The organism is Paenibacillus thermoaerophilus, from assembly GCF_005938195.1.
Taxonomy (GTDB): Bacteria; Bacillota; Bacilli; order Paenibacillales; family Reconciliibacillaceae; genus Paenibacillus_W; species Paenibacillus_W thermoaerophilus.
Window position 1 is genome coordinate 283,274 of record NZ_VCQZ01000001.1, and the last position, 18,199, is coordinate 301,472.

General features: G+C 62.8%; 19 protein-coding genes. 14 read left to right on the forward strand and 5 right to left on the reverse strand.

The window, feature by feature from the left end:
- Positions 1-260: 260 nt before the first annotated feature.
- Both rsmD and coaD read left to right on the forward strand, forming a co-directional pair.
- Positions 261-896, forward strand: coding sequence for a 16S rRNA (guanine(966)-N(2))-methyltransferase RsmD (gene rsmD / locus FE781_RS01300; RefSeq protein WP_138787808.1), 636 nt, complete (start codon positions 261-263; stop codon positions 894-896).
- Positions 871-1,371, forward strand: a complete 501-nt coding sequence (coaD, locus tag FE781_RS01305; RefSeq protein WP_138787809.1) for a pantetheine-phosphate adenylyltransferase — start codon at positions 871-873, stop codon at positions 1,369-1,371. Before rsmD ends, coaD begins: the two co-directional genes overlap by 26 nt.
- 23 nt (positions 1,372-1,394) lie before the next feature.
- On the opposite strand, the gene FE781_RS01310 is transcribed toward coaD, so the two are convergent.
- Positions 1,395-2,567, reverse strand: coding sequence for a nucleoside recognition domain-containing protein (locus FE781_RS01310; protein WP_138787810.1), 1,173 nt, complete (start codon positions 2,565-2,567; stop codon positions 1,395-1,397).
- A gap of 118 nt (positions 2,568-2,685) precedes the next feature.
- Here FE781_RS01310 and FE781_RS01315 point away from each other — a divergent pair, with 118 nt between their 5' ends.
- The gene (locus FE781_RS01315; protein ID WP_138787811.1) at positions 2,686-3,900 is read left to right on the forward strand and encodes a PDZ domain-containing protein; all 1,215 of its coding nucleotides are present in this window, start codon (positions 2,686-2,688) and stop codon (positions 3,898-3,900) included.
- Here the strand turns inward: FE781_RS01315 and FE781_RS01320 are convergent.
- On the reverse strand, positions 3,897-5,156 hold the full coding sequence (locus FE781_RS01320) for a nucleotidyltransferase (protein WP_138787812.1): 1,260 nt from the start codon (positions 5,154-5,156) through the stop codon (positions 3,897-3,899). The two genes, FE781_RS01315 and FE781_RS01320, sit on opposite strands and share 4 nt — an antisense overlap.
- A gap of 258 nt (positions 5,157-5,414) precedes the next feature.
- On the opposite strand from FE781_RS01320, the gene FE781_RS01325 reads away from it, so the two are divergent.
- The 10 genes from FE781_RS01325 to rnc all read left to right on the forward strand — a co-directional run bounded on the left by FE781_RS01325 (position 5,415) and on the right by rnc (position 13,110).
- Positions 5,415-5,774, forward strand: coding sequence for a YceD family protein (locus FE781_RS01325; RefSeq protein ID WP_138787813.1), 360 nt, complete (start codon positions 5,415-5,417; stop codon positions 5,772-5,774).
- A gap of 39 nt (positions 5,775-5,813) precedes the next feature.
- On the forward strand, positions 5,814-5,987 hold the full coding sequence (gene rpmF / locus FE781_RS01330) for a 50S ribosomal protein L32 (protein ID WP_138787814.1): 174 nt from the start codon (positions 5,814-5,816) through the stop codon (positions 5,985-5,987).
- Between the two features lie 243 nt (positions 5,988-6,230).
- Positions 6,231-6,848 carry a transcription factor FapR gene (gene fapR / locus FE781_RS01335; RefSeq protein WP_246067978.1) on the forward strand — a complete coding sequence of 206 codons (618 nt, stop codon included), beginning with the start codon at positions 6,231-6,233 and terminating at the stop codon, positions 6,846-6,848.
- A complete protein-coding gene (gene plsX, locus FE781_RS01340; protein WP_138787815.1) occupies positions 6,832-7,824 on the forward strand; it encodes a phosphate acyltransferase PlsX in 993 nt (330 codons plus the stop codon). The genes fapR and plsX overlap by 17 nt, the downstream gene beginning before the upstream one ends.
- A 12-nt stretch (positions 7,825-7,836) precedes the next feature.
- Complete coding sequence (locus FE781_RS01345; RefSeq protein WP_138787816.1) at positions 7,837-8,820, forward strand: beta-ketoacyl-ACP synthase III; 984 nt, start codon at positions 7,837-7,839, stop codon at positions 8,818-8,820.
- A 48-nt stretch (positions 8,821-8,868) separates the two neighbouring features.
- Positions 8,869-9,813, forward strand: coding sequence for an ACP S-malonyltransferase (gene fabD / locus FE781_RS01350; RefSeq protein ID WP_138787817.1), 945 nt, complete (start codon positions 8,869-8,871; stop codon positions 9,811-9,813).
- A 3-nt stretch (positions 9,814-9,816) separates the two neighbouring features.
- Complete coding sequence (gene fabG, locus FE781_RS01355) at positions 9,817-10,560, forward strand: 3-oxoacyl-[acyl-carrier-protein] reductase (protein ID WP_138787818.1); 744 nt, start codon at positions 9,817-9,819, stop codon at positions 10,558-10,560.
- Between the two features lie 60 nt (positions 10,561-10,620).
- Entirely contained in the window at positions 10,621-10,854 is a 234-nt protein-coding gene (gene acpP / locus FE781_RS01360) for an acyl carrier protein (RefSeq protein WP_138787819.1), read from the forward strand.
- 108 nt (positions 10,855-10,962) lie between these two features.
- A complete protein-coding gene (gene fabF / locus FE781_RS01365) occupies positions 10,963-12,207 on the forward strand; it encodes a beta-ketoacyl-ACP synthase II (RefSeq protein ID WP_138787820.1) in 1,245 nt (414 codons plus the stop codon).
- Positions 12,208-12,420: 213 nt separating this feature from the next.
- Positions 12,421-13,110 carry a ribonuclease III gene (gene rnc / locus FE781_RS01370; RefSeq protein WP_138787821.1) on the forward strand — a complete coding sequence of 230 codons (690 nt, stop codon included), beginning with the start codon at positions 12,421-12,423 and terminating at the stop codon, positions 13,108-13,110.
- On the opposite strand, the gene FE781_RS01375 is transcribed toward rnc, so the two are convergent.
- The 3 genes from FE781_RS01375 to FE781_RS01385 form a co-directional block, all read right to left on the reverse strand.
- Entirely contained in the window at positions 13,104-13,673 is a 570-nt protein-coding gene (locus tag FE781_RS01375) for a manganese catalase family protein (RefSeq protein ID WP_138787822.1), read from the reverse strand. The two genes, rnc and FE781_RS01375, sit on opposite strands and share 7 nt — an antisense overlap.
- A gap of 74 nt (positions 13,674-13,747) precedes the next feature.
- Entirely contained in the window at positions 13,748-14,011 is a 264-nt protein-coding gene (locus tag FE781_RS01380) for a spore coat protein CotJB (RefSeq protein ID WP_138787823.1), read from the reverse strand.
- Between the two features lie 14 nt (positions 14,012-14,025).
- On the reverse strand, positions 14,026-14,232 hold the full coding sequence (locus tag FE781_RS01385) for a spore coat associated protein CotJA (protein WP_138787865.1): 207 nt from the start codon (positions 14,230-14,232) through the stop codon (positions 14,026-14,028).
- Between the two features lie 352 nt (positions 14,233-14,584).
- On the opposite strand from FE781_RS01385, the gene smc reads away from it, so the two are divergent.
- Complete coding sequence (smc, locus tag FE781_RS01390) at positions 14,585-18,166, forward strand: chromosome segregation protein SMC (protein WP_138787866.1); 3,582 nt, start codon at positions 14,585-14,587, stop codon at positions 18,164-18,166.
- Positions 18,167-18,199: the final 33 nt, after the last annotated feature.

The following is an 18,199-nucleotide window of genomic DNA, read 5'->3' on the forward strand; positions in this document are numbered from 1 at the left end:
AAAAAAATTCGGGGCCCCTTGCGGGGCCCCATCATGGGAGAGGAGAAACCGGACGAAGAGCTTATGGGGAAACGTAAGTCTTCTCCGCGGTTGTCTACGGCATCGCTGCCGTTACTTTCAGGATGTCCGCTTGGCGGATATCTATACGCGAGGAGGAAAAATTTTTTTACAAGCCGCAAAAATGTGGTACGATAACAGATGATTTCGGAACCGCTTCCGCAATGGGGCGGAGAAGCAATCGGACAACAGGATGTGGATGTATGCGGATCATATCGGGATCGGCAAAAGGAATCGCGCTGAAGGCGGTTCCCGGCACGGGAACGAGACCAACGACGGACAAGGTGAAGGAAGCGATATTCAGCATCATCGGGCCGTATTTCGACGGCGGACGGGTGCTCGATCTGTTCGCCGGCACGGGCGGACTCGGCATCGAAGCGATCAGCAGGGGAATGGACGGCGGCGTATTTATCGACGCCGACCCGAAGGCGCTTGCGGTTATCCGCCGGAATCTGGAGGCGGCCCGGTTCGCGGATCGGGCGGAGGTGTACCGCAACGACGCGTTGCGGGCGCTCAAGCCGTTGGCCAAGCGGGGCGCGGCGTTCGATCTCGTGTTCCTCGATCCGCCGTACCGGATGAAAATCATCCCGGAGCTGCTGAGCAAGCTGCAGGAGTACGCGCTCCTGTCGGAAGGCGCGACGGTCGTGACGGAGCAGGACGCGAACGATCCGGTCCCGGATCGATGCGGGGCGCTGGTGAACGTTCGGCGGGCGGAATACGGGGATACGGCGATTGCCGTGTTCCGGCACGCACCCGAACGGGCGTCGGCAGACGGACCGGCACTTACGGCGAGAGGGAAGGTAGACAACGGACATGCGCAAAGTGGAGAAGGAATATAAAATCGCGGTTTATCCCGGAAGCTTCGATCCGGTGACGATGGGGCATCTCGATATTATCGCCAGGGCGGCCAAGGTGTTCGACAAGCTGATCGTCGCGATCGGCGTCAATTCGTCGAAGCAGCCGCTGTTTTCCGTGGACGAGCGGCTTGAGCTGCTGCGGGAGGTTACGGCGGATTTGCCGAACGTGGAGGCAGACAGGTTTGACGGCTTGCTGGTGAACTACATGCGGCTCAAAAAGGCGCAGGTGATCGTCAAAGGGCTTCGGGCCGTCTCGGACTTCGAATACGAGCTGCAGATGGCTTCGATCAACCAGAAGCTGGATGAGCAGATCGAGACGTTTTTTATGATGACGAATCCGAAGTATTCGTTCTTAAGCTCCAGCATCGTGCGGGAGCTCGCGCGTTACCACGGCCCCGTCGGCGAGCTGGTGCCGCCGGTGGTCGAACAGGCGCTGATCCGGAAATTCGCGCCGTAACGCGGTCCGGCAGCCGCAGCCGGTTAGCGGGCGTTGTCCCGCTTGCGCCGGTGCGGCAGGCCGAGCAGTCCGCAGGCGAGGGCGCAGAAAACGGCGAAGCCCGCCGACACGATCCAGAACAGCGGAGCCGCCGCGGTGGCGGTCTCCCACAGCGGCCCGGAACCGGAGGAACCTGCCGGTGCATAGGCGAAGACGCCGGTCGCCGAGGCGGAGCGGTCGCCGCTGATCGGCCAGAGCAGCCAGGCCGCGGCTGCGGCGATCAAGCCGTGCAGCAGCCTGCCGGCGGCGTAAGGAGCGTATCGCAGGCCGGTGCCGATCGTCATGGAGAACGTCTGGGCGTGGCTGCTGAGGCCGCCCCAGGCGAGGGCGAAGCTCGCGATCGCCGCCGCCGCTTGAGGCGAGCCGAGCCGGGAAGCGGCAAGCGCGCCGATCAGGGAATCGGCGAACGCGGCGGCAGCCGTCTCGGGCAGGCCGCTGCCGGTCCGCGATATCCAGCCGGTCTGGCGAAGCAGCTCCAGCGAGACGGCGGCGAGCATCATGTAGCTGCCGAGCAGAAACAGCCGCTGCACGCTGGAAGACACCGCTTCGCCGAGCAGGCGTCCGAGGGACGGGGCCGTCCGGTCCGGAGCGGGCGAAGCTTCGGCGGCGATCCCAGAGGGCGGGAGTCCCCGGCGGGAGCCGGTCAGCGCGATGCCGGCCAGCAAGGCCGAAGCGAAATGGATCGCCGCCAGCCAGACTCCCGTCCGCCAACTGCCGAAGCAGCCGACGCCCACGACGGTGACGATGACGGCCGGACTGGACAGATGCGACAGGCTGAGCAGACGTTCGCCCTGGCTGCGCGTCAGACGGCCGGCTTTGCTCAGGTCGGCTACGACCGTCGCGGCCGAAGGCTGTCCGGCCGCCGCGCCCAGCCAGAGGCAGAAGGCCGCTTCGCCCGGCAGGCCGAACGCCCGCCGCATCCACCCCTCGAACGGGCGGCCAAGCGATTGGAAGACGCCGTATCCGCGCATGACGTCGATCAGCACGAGATAAGGCAGCAGGGCGGGAAAGACGATTTTCCACCACAACTCCAGCCCGCCGATCGAAGCGCGGAATACGGGTTCGGGATGGGACAGGATGCCGAGCACCGGGATCATCGCGGCGACCGCGACGGCAAACGTCAAGGCCCGGCTGCCCGTGCGAGCGCGTTGGGTCATAAGAGGCTGAACCCTCCTGCTGTAAGGGAGTAGAATCGGACAAGAATACGGCTGTAATCATGTGTATGCTGCGGCTGCGGTCAGATAGACCAAGCCGCCGACGGGAAGGGGGAAGCTTGTGGACGAATATCGCCGGGAGAGGCGGCTGCGGAGCCGTTGTTTGTTTTTTGCGCCGGAGCAGTCATCCCCGACAGGGCGCCGATCGAAGCTGTTCCTGTTCGCCGGGCTGTTCGCCGCGACGTTCGCGGTGTTGACGGCCGTCAGCCGCATTCCCGTGCCGTTGTACGCTTATGCCCCCGGAGAAGCGGCGTCCGTCGAGCCGTTTGTCCGCATGGGGACCGAACAAGAGCAAGAACAAGATCAAGATCAAGATCAAGGACAAGAACACAGAGGCGCTTCCATTCGGATGCTGACGGTGAAGCTGTCGGAATTGACGGTTGCGGGCGCGCTGAGAGAGTGGCTCGACCCCGTTGCCGAGGTGCGCACGAAACGCCAGGTGTTCGGCGAAGAGACCGTCCGGGAATACGGCGGGCGGATGCTGGTGCTGATGAAAGGGGCCCAGCACGATGCCATCCGCGCGGCGTACCGGCAGCTCGGCATCCCGTTCGGCGAGCGCATTCTCGGCGTCTATGTGCAAGAAGTGCAGCCCGGCTCGCCCTGGCGGGAGCATATTTTGCCGGGCGACCGGCTGGTTGCCGTCGACGGGAAGCCGGTCGAGGATCTGGCGTCGCTGGAGTCGGCGTGGACGGAAGGTTCCGCCGGGGCGGGCGGGATTCCGGAGCCTCGAACGAAGCGGCGGATCGAGCTGGAGCGGTTCACCGAGGGCGTCCGGACGAACTTGGTGGCGGAGGCGGAGCTGCCTCCCGGAGACGACGGGCGGAAGTGGCAAGCGTCGGGGCTCGTCGCGACGGAGCTGCGGGAGTTGGCGGCGGACGATCCGGCGCTCCAGATCCGGATCGACGTGAAGGAGGTCGGCGGTCCGTCCGCCGGGCTTCCGTTCGCCCTCGAAGCGTACGCCCGCCTGGGAGGGACGCTAGGCGAAACTTCGCCGGACGACGTGATTGCCGCAACCGGCACGATCGACGAGCGCGGCGCCGTCTGCCCGGTCGGGGGCATTCCTCAGAAGCTCGAAGCGGCCGCGCTTGCGGGCGCGAAGCTCGTGCTGGTGCCGGCCGACCGGCCGGCCGGTTCCTGCGGGCTGAGCTTCGCCACGGCCAACGGGACGGAGGCGCGGGAGCTGGCGAACAAACGGCACGAAGGGATGGAAGTTCGGCCCGTGGCGACGTTCGAAGAAGCGATCGCCGCCGTGCGGGAGTGGAACAGCCTGCGTTAACGGTCCAGTTGAAGGGGCGGGCGCGTGTAGTCCCAGCGGACGGCGTCCGGTTGGCGGCGCGGGTATGCGAGCGCGTATACGGCCGAAGCCCGGATGTCCATCGCCAGCCACGGATCGTCGGAGGCGGCGGCCCGGACGACGACGGGAACCCGGGCCGTGCGGCGCATTCGCTTCAGCAGTTCTCTGCCGCGGCCCGTGAAGCCGAGCACCCGTATGTAAGGGGCGCCCGCGGCCAGCCGCTCCGGCGGCAAATCCGATTTGCGGTGGTGCAGCAAAATACGCAGCAGCATCCGCTGCAGAGCCGTCCGGGTGTAGCGCTTCGTCTTGAGAGCGTCCAGCAGCCGGTCCACCGCGCCCGGCGAATGCGGATCGAAGCCGCCGCCGGCGAGCGCTTGCTTCAGCCGGTTCTCGATGCCCTCGCGCACGTCGAACCGCAACGCGAGCTCGTCCGCGTCCGCCGCGTACAGCTCGTGAAACAGCGCGCCCGCGAACCGGTCCCAGCTCATCGGGGCGCGGCCCGCCCGCCACTCCGAGCGCAGCACGTCCAGCGTCGAAGCGGGAACGTAAGGCTTCAGCGCGTCCAGATCCGCCCCTTCGCCGAGCAGCCTGCGGAGCGCCGTCGCGCTGGCGATCGATTCGTCGGTAATCTCGCGCTGCAGGTAGCCGGCTTTGAGCCGGGGAATCGTAAGCGGCTCGATGCGGCTTCGGAGGCGGCGCAGCGCCAGCAGATAGTGCAGCCCCAGGCTGTTGTTCGGCTGGGACAAATCGGGCGCCTCCGCGCCCGCGTCCTCCGCTTGGCGGCGGATGGCCTCGGCTGCCGCTCCCGCGTAGGCGGCGGGGTACGGGACTCCCGACTTCAGCCGCGTCCGCAGATCTTCCCGCATGGAAGGCGGCTCGGAAGCCAGCACGCCGGCCGCCGCGTCGAGCGATCGCAGGTCGCCGGATTCGCTGCCGAAGCAGAGCGCGTCCACGCAGCCCGTCGCGTCCAGCACGGACACGGCGCCGTACGCGAACCATTCGGCGGGCTGGCAGGCGTACGCGACCGGCAGCTCCAGCACGAGATCCGCTCCCATTCTCAGCGCCATCTCCGTCCGCGCCCATTTGTTTGCGAGAGCGGGCTCTCCCCTCTGCAGAAAATGGCCGGACATGACGCAGACGACGGCGTCTGCTCCTGATAAACGCCGGCTTTCCCGGCAATGATACACATGACCGTTATGCAACGGATTGTACTCCACAATCAGTCCGACCGCTCTCACCGGTCATCACCTCGCCCAAATTGTAAACGACCGGCACATGAGAAGTAAATGTTGACAAACCAGGCAGGCCGTCGATATAATTATTTTTGTTTGTTTGGAGTGATCTAGGTGCTGCTCAACGTTCGAGAATGGACAGCGAAGAAACGGCAGAGACAGTGGAAGCAATCGTTTCCGATAGACGCGGTTTTCGCGGGAAATGCGGATTGCCGGAACTGCGGGCCGGCGACTGCGGAATTGACTGCGGACGCCTCATCCGGAATGATCGGCGTAACCGGGATTCTGGATGTGCGGGTCGAGTTCGTCTGCTCGCGCTGTCTGAGCCCATTCTGCCGCGAGCTGCGTGTGCCGTTCGACGAATCGTTCACTCGGGACTCCGAGCTGCTGGACGAGGAACGGGACAATCTGCATCTGGTCGCAGACGACGAGGAAGTGGACTTGCAGCCATACGTGGAGCAGAGCATCTTGCTCGCCTTGCCTTATGTTCCGGTTTGTCAGGAAGAATGCCGCGGATTGACGACTTCGGGCGTGAACCGCAACGTATTTCCCGATGCCGAGAACGAAGTGGCGGTCGACCCGAGACTGGCGGCGTTGGCCGATTGGTTTAAGAAAGAAGAATGATTGGCCCATGGACGCAATTCGTTGAAGGAGGTGGGAAACATGGCAGTTCCTTTTCGTAAAGTATCGAAAACCCGCCGTGACAAGCGCCGTACTCATTTCAAACTGAGTGTACCGGGCATGGTAAAATGCGACAACTGCGGCGAGCTGAAACTGGCTCATCGCGTCTGCCCGACCTGCGGCACGTATAAGAAAAGAGAGATCATCAAGCAATAAGATGAATCGAAAAAACGCCCCGCACAAGCGGGGCGTTTTTTTCGGGAACGAGACGGGCTCCGTCCGGTTTCCGCCCGGCCGGAGTCAGCGCCGCGCAGACGGTTCGCGACCGGTTCCGGGCGGGGATTTTGCCGCCTTTTTGCGCCGCGGCGCCGTCCCGACTTTCTTTTCCGCGCGTAATTCTATATACTAACACTTAGTATCTGGTGATAAGAGGAGCTTTTATTATCCGCACGACGGGGGGTGCCTGCCATCGAACGGCTGCCGAAAAAGGTCAGGCAGGAACAACTCAAACGAACCATCGAACAAAATCCGTTCGTGACGGACGAGGCGCTTATGAAGCAGTTCGGCGTCAGCATCCAGACGATCCGCCTTGACCGCCTGGAGCTGGGAATACCCGAAGTGCGCGAACGGATCAAGTCGATCGCCGCGGGCGTCGACGAGGTCCGTTCGCTGGCGATTCACGAGGTCATCGGCGAAGTGATCGACCTGCAGCTCGACAAGAGCGGCATCTCGATTCTGGAGATCGGAACGGAGCATGTATTTCAGCGAACCGGCATCGCGAGGGGGCATCATCTGTTCGCGCAGGCGAACTCTCTGGCGATCGCCCTGTTCAACAGCGATAAAGCGCTGACCGCGTCGGCGAACATCCGCTACATCCGGCCCGTGAGGCTGGGCGAGAGGTGCGTCGCCAAAGGCTACGTCCGGCCGACCAGCAAAAAAGGCGTGGCGCGCGTCGATGTCCGGACGTATGTCGGGGACGAATTGGTGGTGGAAGGGCATTTCATCATTTATCGTTTTGCCGCCAAGGACGAGCACGAACTGCACAAAGGAGGAGTACCGGATGCGCATCGCGATTGACGCTCACGGCGGCGACAAGGCGCCGGCCGCAGCCGTCGAGGGGACCTTGCGGGCGGCGAAGGAACTGCCGGACGCGGAATTGATTCTGGTCGGCAAGCCGGAGGAGGTGGAGCCGATGATCCGGGCGGCGGGGAAACCGTCAAACGTGACGCTTGCCGCCGCGGAGGAGGTCATCGAAGCGGACGACGAACCGGCCAAAGCCGTTCGCCGCAAGAAGCAATCCTCGATGGTCATCGCCGGGCGGATGGTTCGCGAAGGCCAGGCCGACGCTCTCGTATCCGCGGGCAACACGGGGGCGCTGATGGCGACGGGACTGCTCGTCGTCGGCCGGATCGAAGGCATCGAACGGCCGGCTCTCGCGCCGATTCTTCCGACGATGGACGGCGTTGGCATGCTGGCGCTCGATCTCGGCGCGAACATGGATTCGACGCCGGAGCATCTGGTTCAATACGCGATTATGGGCAGTCTGTACCGGTCCCGCGTTCACGGGATGGAGAAGCCTCGGGTCGGGCTGCTGAATGTCGGCACGGAGCCGATGAAGGGGAACGAGCTGACGAAGGCGGCGTTCGAACAATTGGAGCGGGCGCCGGTGAATTTCATCGGCAACGTCGAATCCCGGGACGTGTTGTTCCGCAATTGCGACGTGCTTGTCTGCGACGGCTTCGCGGGCAACATCATGCTGAAGTCGATGGAGGGCACGGCGACGGCTGTGTTTAAGGCGCTGAAGGAGCAGTTCACTTCGTCGCTCTGGACGAAGCTGGCCGCGGCCGTCCTCGCCCCGGGCATTCGCCGGTTCCGCAGCAAGATGGATTACGCCACGTACGGCGGCGCTCCGATGCTGGGCGTCAACGGAGTCTGCGTGAAAGCGCACGGTTCTTCGGATGCGCAGGCGTTCGCCAACGGGATCAAGCAGGCGTATCAGGAAGTCCGGCACCAATTGGTCCAAACAATCGCATCGGAATTCAGCAGAAAATGAGGTTGCGCACTTATGCTTAAATCAGTAGGAATTCTCGGAACCGGACATTACGTGCCGGAGCGGGTATTGACAAACGCCGATCTGGAGAAGATGGTCGAGACGAACGACGAGTGGATCGTGACCCGTACCGGCATTCGCGAACGCCGCATCGCATCGGCGGAGCAGGCGTCGTCCGACCTCGCCTACGAGGCGGCCGTCAAGGCGCTTGCGAACGCGGGCCTGTCCGCCGAAGATCTGGATCTGATCGTCGTGGCGACGATTACGCCGGATATGGCATTCCCGTCGACCGCCTGCGTGCTGCAGGAACGGCTCGGCGCGAAAAAAGCGGCGGCGTTCGATTTGTCCGCGGCCTGCTCGGGTTTTATCTACGGGCTCGCCAACGCGCAAAACTTTATCGCGATGGGCCTGTACAAATATGCGCTGGTTGTCGGCGCGGAGACGCTGTCGAAAATTACCGATTATACGGACCGCAATACGTGCATTTTGTTCGGAGACGGCGCTGGGGCGGTCGTGCTTGGGGAAGTTCCTCCGGAGCGCGGCTTCAAGTCGTTTGTGCTGGGCGCGGACGGTTCCGGCGGCGATCTGCTGAAGCTGGAGGGCGGCGGCTCCCGTTGCCCGTCCAGCGAGCAAAGCGTCGCGAACAAAAAACACTACATTCATATGGCGGGCAGCGAGGTGTTCAAGTTCGCTGTGCGCATCATGGGCCAAGCGGCCGAGGAAGCGGTGGAAAAAGCGGGGCTCACCAAGTCGGACATCGATCTGCTGGTGCCCCATCAGGCCAATATCCGCATCATCCAGTCGGCGCTGAACCGGCTGGAATTGCCGGAGGAAAAATGCATGATCAACCTTCACAAGTACGGCAATGCGTCTGCCGCTTCGATCCCGCTCGCGCTGGCCGAGGCGGTCGAGGAGGGCCGGCTGAAGGAAGGCGACACGATCGTGCTGGTCGGCTTCGGCGGCGGCCTGACGTGGGGCGCGTCGGTTCTGGTTTGGTGAGGCGGGAGGATTCCGCCGTTAGTTTCGGGCAAAGGAGAAAAGTACGGAATGGGTAAAATCGCGTTTGTTTTTCCGGGGCAAGGGGCGCAAGCCGTCGGCATGGGCAAGGACGTCTATGACGCCGTCCCGGCGTCCAGAGCTGCGTATGACCGGGCGGACGAAGTTCTGGGCTTCCGGCTGACCGATCTCGTGTTCGCGGGACCCGAGGATCAGTTGAAGCTGACGTACCATACGCAGCCCGCGCTGCTCGCGACAAGCATCGCCTATCTGGAAGCGTTCCGCGCCGCGCATCCGGACGTGAAGCCGGATTACGCGGCGGGCCACAGCTTGGGCGAGTACAGCGCCCTCGTCGCGGCGGGCGCGCTGTCGTTCGAGGATGCGGTCAAGCTCGTCCGCGCGCGGGGGGAATATATGGACGGCGCCGTGCCGGCCGGTCTGGGCGCGATGGCCGCGGTGCTCGGGGCGGAGCGCGAGGCGCTGGAGCAATTGTGTCGGGAAGCATCCGCGCAAGCGGGTGCGGTCGAGCTGGCGAACGTCAACTGTCCCGGCCAGATCGTCGTGTCCGGTTCGCGCGAAGGCGTGCAGTACGTCGTCGACAACGGCAAATCGGCCGGCGCGAAACGGGTGATCCCGCTGGAGGTAAGCGGACCGTTCCACTCTTCCATGATGAAGCCGGCCGCGGACAAGCTTGCCGCGAAGCTGGCGGAAACGGAGCTTCGCGCGCCGTCCGTCCCGGTCGTCGCCAACGTCACGGCGCGGGCGGAGACGAATCCGGACGCCATCCGCGAGCTGCTTGTCCGTCAAGTCAGCGCTCCCGTCCTGTGGGAGGATTCCGTGCGCTGGATGATCGGACAGGGTGTCGATACGTTTGTCGAGATCGGCTCGGGCACCGTGCTGGCCGGACTCATCAAGAAGACGGACAAATCGGTCCGGGTATTCTCGTTGAATTCGTTGGCGGCCATTAAAAACTTTAGTCTGCAGGGAGGAGAATAAACGATGACGCTGCAAGGCAAAACGGCGCTGGTAACGGGCGCTTCCCGCGGCATCGGCCGCGCGGTCGCGCTGGCCTTGGCCGAGGCGGGGGCCGACGTTGCGATCAACTACGCGGGCAACGAAGCCGCGGCGAACGAGACGGCTGACCGGGTGCGGGCTCTCGGCCGGCGGGCGATTGTGATCCGCGCGGACGTGTCCGACAGCTCCCAGGTGGAAGAGATGTTTAAGCGCACGCTGGATGAATTCGGGAAATTGGACATCCTAGTCAATAACGCCGGCATTACGCGCGACAATCTCGTCATGCGGATGAAGGAAGAAGAGTTCGACGCGGTCATCGACACGAACCTGAAAGGCGTGTTCCTCTGCGTCAAGGCGGCGATCCGCCCGATGATGAAGCAGCGCTACGGACGCATCGTCAACATCGCTTCGGTCGTCGGTTCCCTCGGCAACCCGGGGCAAGCCAACTATGTGGCGGCCAAGGCGGGCGTCATCGGCATGACCAAATCGATGGCGAAGGAGTTCGCCTCGCGCAACATTACGGTGAACTGCGTCGCTCCGGGCTTCATCACGACGGATATGACCGACAAGCTGTCGGAGGAGACGAAAGCCGCGCTGCTCGGACAAATTCCGCTGGCGAGGCTGGGAGAACCCGAGGACATCGCCAAAGCGGTGCGGTTTCTGGTCAGCGACGACGCGTCCTATATGACCGGCCAGACGATCCATGTGGACGGCGGCATGTTTATGTAAAGATTAGACTCTGGCAATTTGCCGGACGTTCCCGTATAATACTTGAAGGAGGTGAACCGGATGTCCGATGTATTGGAGCGTGTTAAAAAGATCGTAGTCGACCGTCTTGGCGTGGATGAAGCGGAAGTCACGCTGGAAGCTTCCTTCAAAGAGGATCTCGGCGCTGACTCTCTCGATGTGGTTGAATTGGTCATGGAGCTCGAAGACGAATTCGATCTGGAAATCTCCGATGAAGATGCGGAGAAAATCACCACGGTAGGAGAAGTAGTCGAATACATAAAAGCGCATAGCTGATGCTGTGGATGGTCCCGTTTGCGAGAACGGGACTTCTCCTTACATCAGGCGCTTTTACGTATAGATCCGCTAGCCTGCTATTTTTGATGAAACGTAGGGGAGACAGGAATGAAACAAAGAGTCGTCATTACCGGGATGGGGGTTGTGACCTCGCTCGGTCGCGATTTGGAAACGTTCTGGAACAGTCTGGTCGAAGGCAAATCCGGCGTATCGCTCATTGAGTCGTTCGACGTCTCCGATTATGCGACGCGAATTGCTGCCGAAATCAAGGATTTCGATCCCGAACAATATATGGACAAACGTGACGTGCGCCGGACGGACCGCTTCGTGCAGTTTGCGGTCGCCGCGGCCAAGATGGCGCTCCGGGACGCGGGTATCGCGATCGGCGACAATGCGGAACCGGAACGCGTCGGCGTCATCATCGGATCCGGCATCGGCGGCTTGGGAACCTGGGAAGACCAGCACCGGACGCTGCTTGAAAAAGGACCGAAGCGGGTCAGCCCGTTCTTTATCCCGATGATGATCGCCAACATGGCGAGCGGACAAGTGTCGATGCTGACCGGGGCGAAAGGTCCCAACACGACGGCGGTTACCGCCTGCGCGACGGGCACGCATTCGATCGGCGATTCGTTCCGGCTGATCCAGCGCGGCGATGCCGACGTGATGATCGCGGGCGGCGCGGAAGCGACGATTCGTCCGACCGGCATGGCCGGATTCTGCGCGCTCCGGGCGATGTCCACCCGCAACGGCGAGCCGCAGCGTGCGAGCCGCCCGTTCGACGCGGACCGCGACGGCTTCGTGATGGGCGAAGGCTCGGGCGTGCTCGTGCTGGAATCGCTGGAGCACGCGCGGAAGCGCGGAGCCCGCATCTACGCGGAAGTCGTCGGCTACGGCATGAGCGCGGACGCGTACAACATGACCGATCCGGCTCCCGGCGGCGAAGGCGCGGCGCGCTGCATGGTGAAAGCGATGGAGGACGCCGGGCTGAAGCCGGAGGACGTCGATTACATCAACGCGCACGGCACTTCGACGCCGGTCGGCGACAAGGCCGAAACCGACGCGATCAAGACGGCGTTCGGCGAGTACGCGTACAAAGTGCCGGTCAGCTCGACCAAGTCGATGACAGGCCACCTGTTGGGCGCCGCCGGCGCGATCGAAGCGGTCATCTGCGGCCTGACGATCGGACGCGGCGTCATTCCGCCGACGATCAACCTGGACACCCCGGATCCGGAATGCGATCTCGATTATGTGCCGAACCAAGCGCGCGAGGCAAACGTCAACGTAGCGATGTCCAACTCGTTCGGCTTCGGCGGACATAACGCCACGATCGTGTTGAAGAAATTCGAAGCTTGAAACGAAAACGGCTCCCGAACACCGGGGGCCAAGGCGTGATAGCGGAAAAACCGGCGAATTCGCCGGTTTTCCTGCTGATGCCGGAACAGCCGGTTTCTCGTCGGCAAACGTTGTCCGTGGAGAGGAATCAGCCCGCAGGCGTTCCGCTCCAGGGACATCCTTTGCCCGGTGACGGGAACCCGGTCTGCCCGCGTGAAAAGGAGGAAGCTCGGGATGCAACGCAGCTTGAAGGAACTGGAGCAAAAGCTCGGCCTGCCGTTTCGGCGCTACGAACTGCTCGAAGAAGCGTTTACGCATTCGTCCTGGATCAACGAACACCGCTCCAGCCACGCGGACAACGAGCGGCTTGAATTTCTCGGCGACGCCGTGCTGGAGCTGGCGGTGTCGGAATATTTATACCGCCGCCATCCGGACGGCTCCGAAGGCGAGCTGACCAAGCGGCGGGCGTCGATCGTCTGCGAGCCTTCGCTCGTCAAATTCGCCAAACGGCTTGAGTTCGGGGATTTTCTGCTGCTCGGCAAGGGCGAGGCGCAGACGGGAGGACGCAATCGGCCCGCCTTGCTCGCGGACGTATTCGAAGCGTTTGTCGGCGCCTTGTTTCTCGATCGGGGCTTGGATGCCGTCCGGGCGTTTCTGGAGGAGCATCTGTTTCCGTTCGTGGACGAAGACGACGGGCCGCAGGTGACGGATTACAAGACGCGTCTGCAGGAATACGCTCAGCAGCGCAATCTCGGCACGCCGGAATACCGCATCGTGGCGGAGAGCGGTCCGGCGCACGACAAGCAGTTTATATCCGAAGTGCGCATGGACGGCGTATGCATGGGAACCGGATACGGGCGCTCCAAAAAAGAGTCAGAGCAGCAGGCGGCCAGACAAGCGCTTGAGTCGCTCCGGGATCAGTAATACTTTTTCGACTCCTGTTCGGCCTTCAGAATTTCGACCGCCTCGCGGAACCGCTGGGAGTGTACGATCTCGCGCTCCCGCAGGAACTTCAGGCTGTCCTGCAGGTCCACGTCGTCGGTCATGTCGATCAGCCATTGGTACGTCGCGCGCGCTTTTTCCTCGGCCGCGATATCCTCGTACAGGTCGGCGATCGGATCGCCCTTGGCTTGAATATATGTAGCCGTCCAAGGGTTGCCGGCGGCGTTGTTGTAGAACAACGCGCGGTCGTGGTTCACGTAGTGGGCGCCAAGTCCGGCCGCTTCCAATTGCTCGACGGTCGCGTCTTTGGTCAGTTTGTACACCATCGTGGCAATCATTTCCAAATGGGCGAATTCTTCGGTTCCGATGTCATTCAGCAGCCCGATGACTTTATCCGGAATCGTATACCTCTGGTTCAAATACCGCAGGGCGGCGGCCAGTTCGCCGTCCGCGCCGCCGTACTGCTCAATCAGGAACTTGGCCATCATCGGATCGCATTTGCTGACCCGCACCGGATATTGCAGTTTTTTCTCATAAATCCACAACGGTTTCGTCTCCTTTCATTCGGGATCCGGAAGAAATGCCTCTGCCCGTCACGGAGGGCAGTCCCCGATACGCTCTATACCTGCCAAGGCCAGGGGGTCTGACTCCAACGCCACGTCTCCCCGACCTCGACGCTTGTTCCGAATCCGGACAGCGGGCCGTAGGCGGCCTCGAACGCCTGGACGATCGGCTTTCTCGCCTGGGCGAACTGATTGAACTGCTGGAGGGCTTGCGTATCCCAGGGATGGGTGTCCAGATACAGGGTCAATTCGACGAGCACGAAGTCGATCGTCTGGATTTCCAGCAGCATCTGATAATATTGGTTGTCGACGGCTTTCATCGTCCGTCCTCCTTTCAACCGGATTTCGGCGGATACGGGCCGTACAGCGCCGGCCAGAGCGTGCCCGCTCGAAGCGCGGTCTGCGGCGGGAACTGGGGCAAATTCGGCGGCTGAAAACCGAGAAACAAGTTGGGCGGGACGTTATACCATTTGACGGCAATCGGCGGACAGGGATCGAACGGACCGCGGAAGGGGACGTAGTAGCGGAACTGGTTGGGCATCGGTGATCCGTAGGGGGATTGCGCTTGCACGTTGGCGGCATTCGGCGGCTGGACGTTCGGCTTTACGCCCGGCGACGCGTATGTTTGCGCCGCAGCCGGCGGATTGTACATCTGCGCGACGCTCTGCGCATTCGCCGCAGTCTGTTGGGCGGCAGCCGGGTTCCAGTTCCCGTAAGCCCCCGGATTGACCTGCCCCGCGCTCGTGTCGTTGGACGGGCGGTTCATGCGGTTTCCTCCTTTGTAGATGTCGTTACGGAACAATATACGTTCGACGGCTCGGACATTATGTCAGACTCCGGTCTCTATCGGGACCGGAGTCCGTTGTGGTACAATCGGACCTGAGGTGAGCGTCTTGTTTTTGAAAAGATTGGAATTATCCGGCTTCAAATCGTTTGCCGACCGCACCGAATTGGAATTCGTGCGCGGCATCACCGGCGTCGTCGGACCGAACGGAAGCGGCAAAAGCAACATTTCGGACTCGATCCGGTGGGTGCTCGGCGAACAAAGCGCCAAAAGCTTGCGCGGCGGCAATATGCAGGACGTCATCTTCGCCGGAAGCGATTCGCGCAAAGCCGTGAATTACGGCGAAGTGTCGCTCACGCTCGACAATTCCGACTCGGCGCTGGCGCTCGACTTCAACGAAGTGACCATCACCCGCCGCATCCACCGCAGCGGGGAGAGCGAATATTATATCAACAAGCAGGCCTGCCGGCTGAAGGACATTACCGAGTTGTTCATGGACACCGGCATCGGCAAGGAAGCGTATTCGATCATCGGCCAAGGCCGGATCGAGGAAATATTGAGCACGAAGTCGGAGGACCGGCGCGGCATTTTCGAGGAAGCGTCGGGCATCGTCAAATATAAATCCCGCAAGCGTGAAGCGGAGAAAAAGCTGGCCGACACCGAGCAAAATCTGCTGCGGATTCACGACCTCGTGTCGGAGTTGGAGGATCAGCTCGAACCGCTGGCCCGCCAGAGCGAAAAAGCCGTGCGCTTCAAGGAGCTGAAGGAGCAGCTCAAGTCGCTGGAGATCGCGCTGTATGTGTATCAGATCGAGCAGCTCAGCAGCTCCTGGGAGGAGCAGAAGGTCGTGCTGGAGCGGCTGCGTGCCCGCCAGTTGGAGCTGTCCGCGGTCGTGGGCAAGCATGACGCCCAACTGGAGACGCAGCGGCACGCCTCCAAGCGCCTGGAGGAAGAGGTCGAGCGGCTGCAGGAAGAGCTGCTGCTCGTATCGGGCGAGCTGGAGAAGGGCGAAGGCCAGAGCGAAGTGCTGAAGGAGCGGCAAAAGTATTTGACCGGCCGCCTCGCCGAATTGGAGCAGGCGATCGAGGCCCAAGAAGCGCGGGCGGCCGCGAAGGACGAGGAGCTTCGCCAGGCCCAGGCGGAGCTTGCGGAGCTGTCGGGCAAGCTGTCCGGACTGGAGGCGAAGCTGCGCGAGGAGGAGCTCCGCCTGCTGGGGGTGAGCCGGTCGGTGAGCGATGCTTCAGAAGAAGAGCTGAAGGCGCGCCTGATCGACACACTGAGCGAGATGGCCCAGAAGCGGAACGAAGCGCGCTACGCCGAACAGCAGTTGGAGCAGCTCGCCCGCCGGCTGGAGCGGCTGGAGGAAGAACTTTCGCGCGCGGCCGAGCAAGCGGACGAAGCCGAATCGGGACGCCGCGAGCGTCGGGAGCAGCTTGACGGGCTGCAGCGGCGGCTAATTGCCGTGCGCGACGAATACGCGCGGATCAGCCAGAGCGCCAAAAGCCGCCAGGCGACATTGACGGAGGCGGAAGCCGCGCTTCGCAAGTGGGAGCAGCGCCTGGACGGCCTGCGTTCCAGACGGGAGACGATGCTGGAGCTGCAGAACGATTACGACGGCTTTGCCTACGGCGTCAAGGAAGTGCTGAAGTCCAAGCAGCGGGGCGAGCTGCACGGCATTCACGGCGCGGTCGCCGAACTGCTTCGCGTGCCGGCCGAGCTGGAGACTGCGGTGGAGACGGCGCTCGGCGGGGCGCTGCAGCATATCGTCGTGGAGACGGAGCGCGACGGGCGGGAAGCGATCGCGTTCCTGAAGCGCCGCCAGGCGGGACGAGCGACGTTCCTGCCGCTGGACGTCATTCGCGGACGTTCGGTAGGGGACATGGAGCGCCGGGCGGTTGCGGAATGCGCCGGATTCGTCGGCGTCGCCGTCGATCTGATCGGCTTCGACGCTCCGTACCGGTCGATCGCGGAGAACCTGCTCGGCACGGTGCTGATCGCGGAGAAGCTGGAGGACGCGAACCGGATCGCGTCGCGCTGCCAGTACCGGTACCGGGTCGTCACGCTCGACGGCGATGTCGTCAACCCCGGCGGATCGATGACGGGCGGCAGCCAGGTGAAAAAAACCGCCAATCTGTTGGGCCGCCAGCGCCAGATCGAGGAGCTTGCCGGCGAGATCGCCGAGTGTGAAGCCCAATTGGCGAAACTGAGGCAGCAGACCGAGCAGGTGCGCAACAGCTTGCTGGCCGACAACAAACGGCTGGAAGAGCTGCGCACCGAAGGCGAGACGCTGAGAGTCTCCGAGCAGCAGTTGCTGTCGGAGCTGAGCGGGCTGGAAAGCCAGAGCGGCAAGCTTTCGGAGCAGACGGCGCTGCTGCGCCAGGACGCCGAGCTGCTGCGCGAGGAGAGCCGCGCGATGGTCGAGCGCCGCGACGCCGCGGAGAAGGAGGCGGCCGAGCTGACGAAGCGCGAAGCCGAGCTGCAGCAGGCGATCCGCGAGGCGGAGGCGGCCCGCAAGGCGAGCGAATCGCTGAAGGAGGAGCTGCAGGAGCAGCTCACGGCGATCAAGGTGCAGGTCGCGTCGGCGACGCAGGAGAAACGCGCCGCCGAGGAGCGCGTCAACCGGCTCGCAGCGGAACGGGCGGCTCTGGTCGCCGAGCTGGCGGATCATCGCGACCGACTGGCGGTCGCCCGGGCGGAGATCGACGAGAATGCGCGGCGCCAGAGCGGCCAGACCGAGCTGCTGAACGAGCTTCGCCTGCGCAAGCAGAAGCTCGGCGAGCAGCTTGAACGGAAGCGGGCGGAACGGTCCGAATGGATGAAGCAACTGGAGCTGGCGGAGGACGAAACCCGCGAGCAGCGCAACGAGCTGAAGCGGGTCGAAGACGAGCTTCATCAGACCGAAATCAAAGTCAACCGGCTGGATGTCGAGCTGGACAACCTGCTGAAGAAGCTGTCGGAGGATTACGAGATCGGCATCGAGCTGGCGAAGCGGAAATATCCGGTGCCGGAGGACGTTCCGGCAGCCCAGCAAAAGGTGCGCGAGCTGAAACGGGAAATTTCGCTGCTGGGCGAAGTCAATCTCGGCGCGATCGAGGAATACCAGCGCGTATCCGAGCGCTACGAATTCCTGAACGGCCAGAAAAACGACCTGATCGAAGCCAAAACCGCGCTGTATCAGGTCATCCGCGAACTGGACGAAGAGATGTCGAAGCGGTTCAAAACGACGTTCGACCAGATCCGGACCCAGTTCGCCGGCGTATTCACCAAGCTGTTCGGCGGGGGAAGGGCCGATCTGGTTTTGACCGACCCGTCGCAGCCGCTGGATTCGGGCATCGAGATTATCGCGCAGCCGCCGGGTAAAAAGCTGCAAAACCTGCAGTTGCTCTCCGGCGGAGAGCGGGCGTTAACCGCGATCGGCCTGTTGTTCGCGATTTTGCGGATCAAGCCGGTTCCGTTCTGCGTGCTCGACGAGGTCGAAGCGGCGCTGGACGAAGCGAACGTGGCCCGGTTCGCGCAATATTTGCGGGAGTTCTCGGCGGAGACGCAGTTCATCGTCGTCACCCACCGCAAAGGCACGATGGAAGAAGCCGACGTGCTGTACGGCGTGACGATGGAGGAAGGCGGCGTATCCAAACTCGTGTCGGTGCGGCTGGACGACGAACGGTTTTTCAAGGAAGAAGCGACGGCTTAAGAAGCCGAAGCGGGCCAACATATCGGAGGCGGA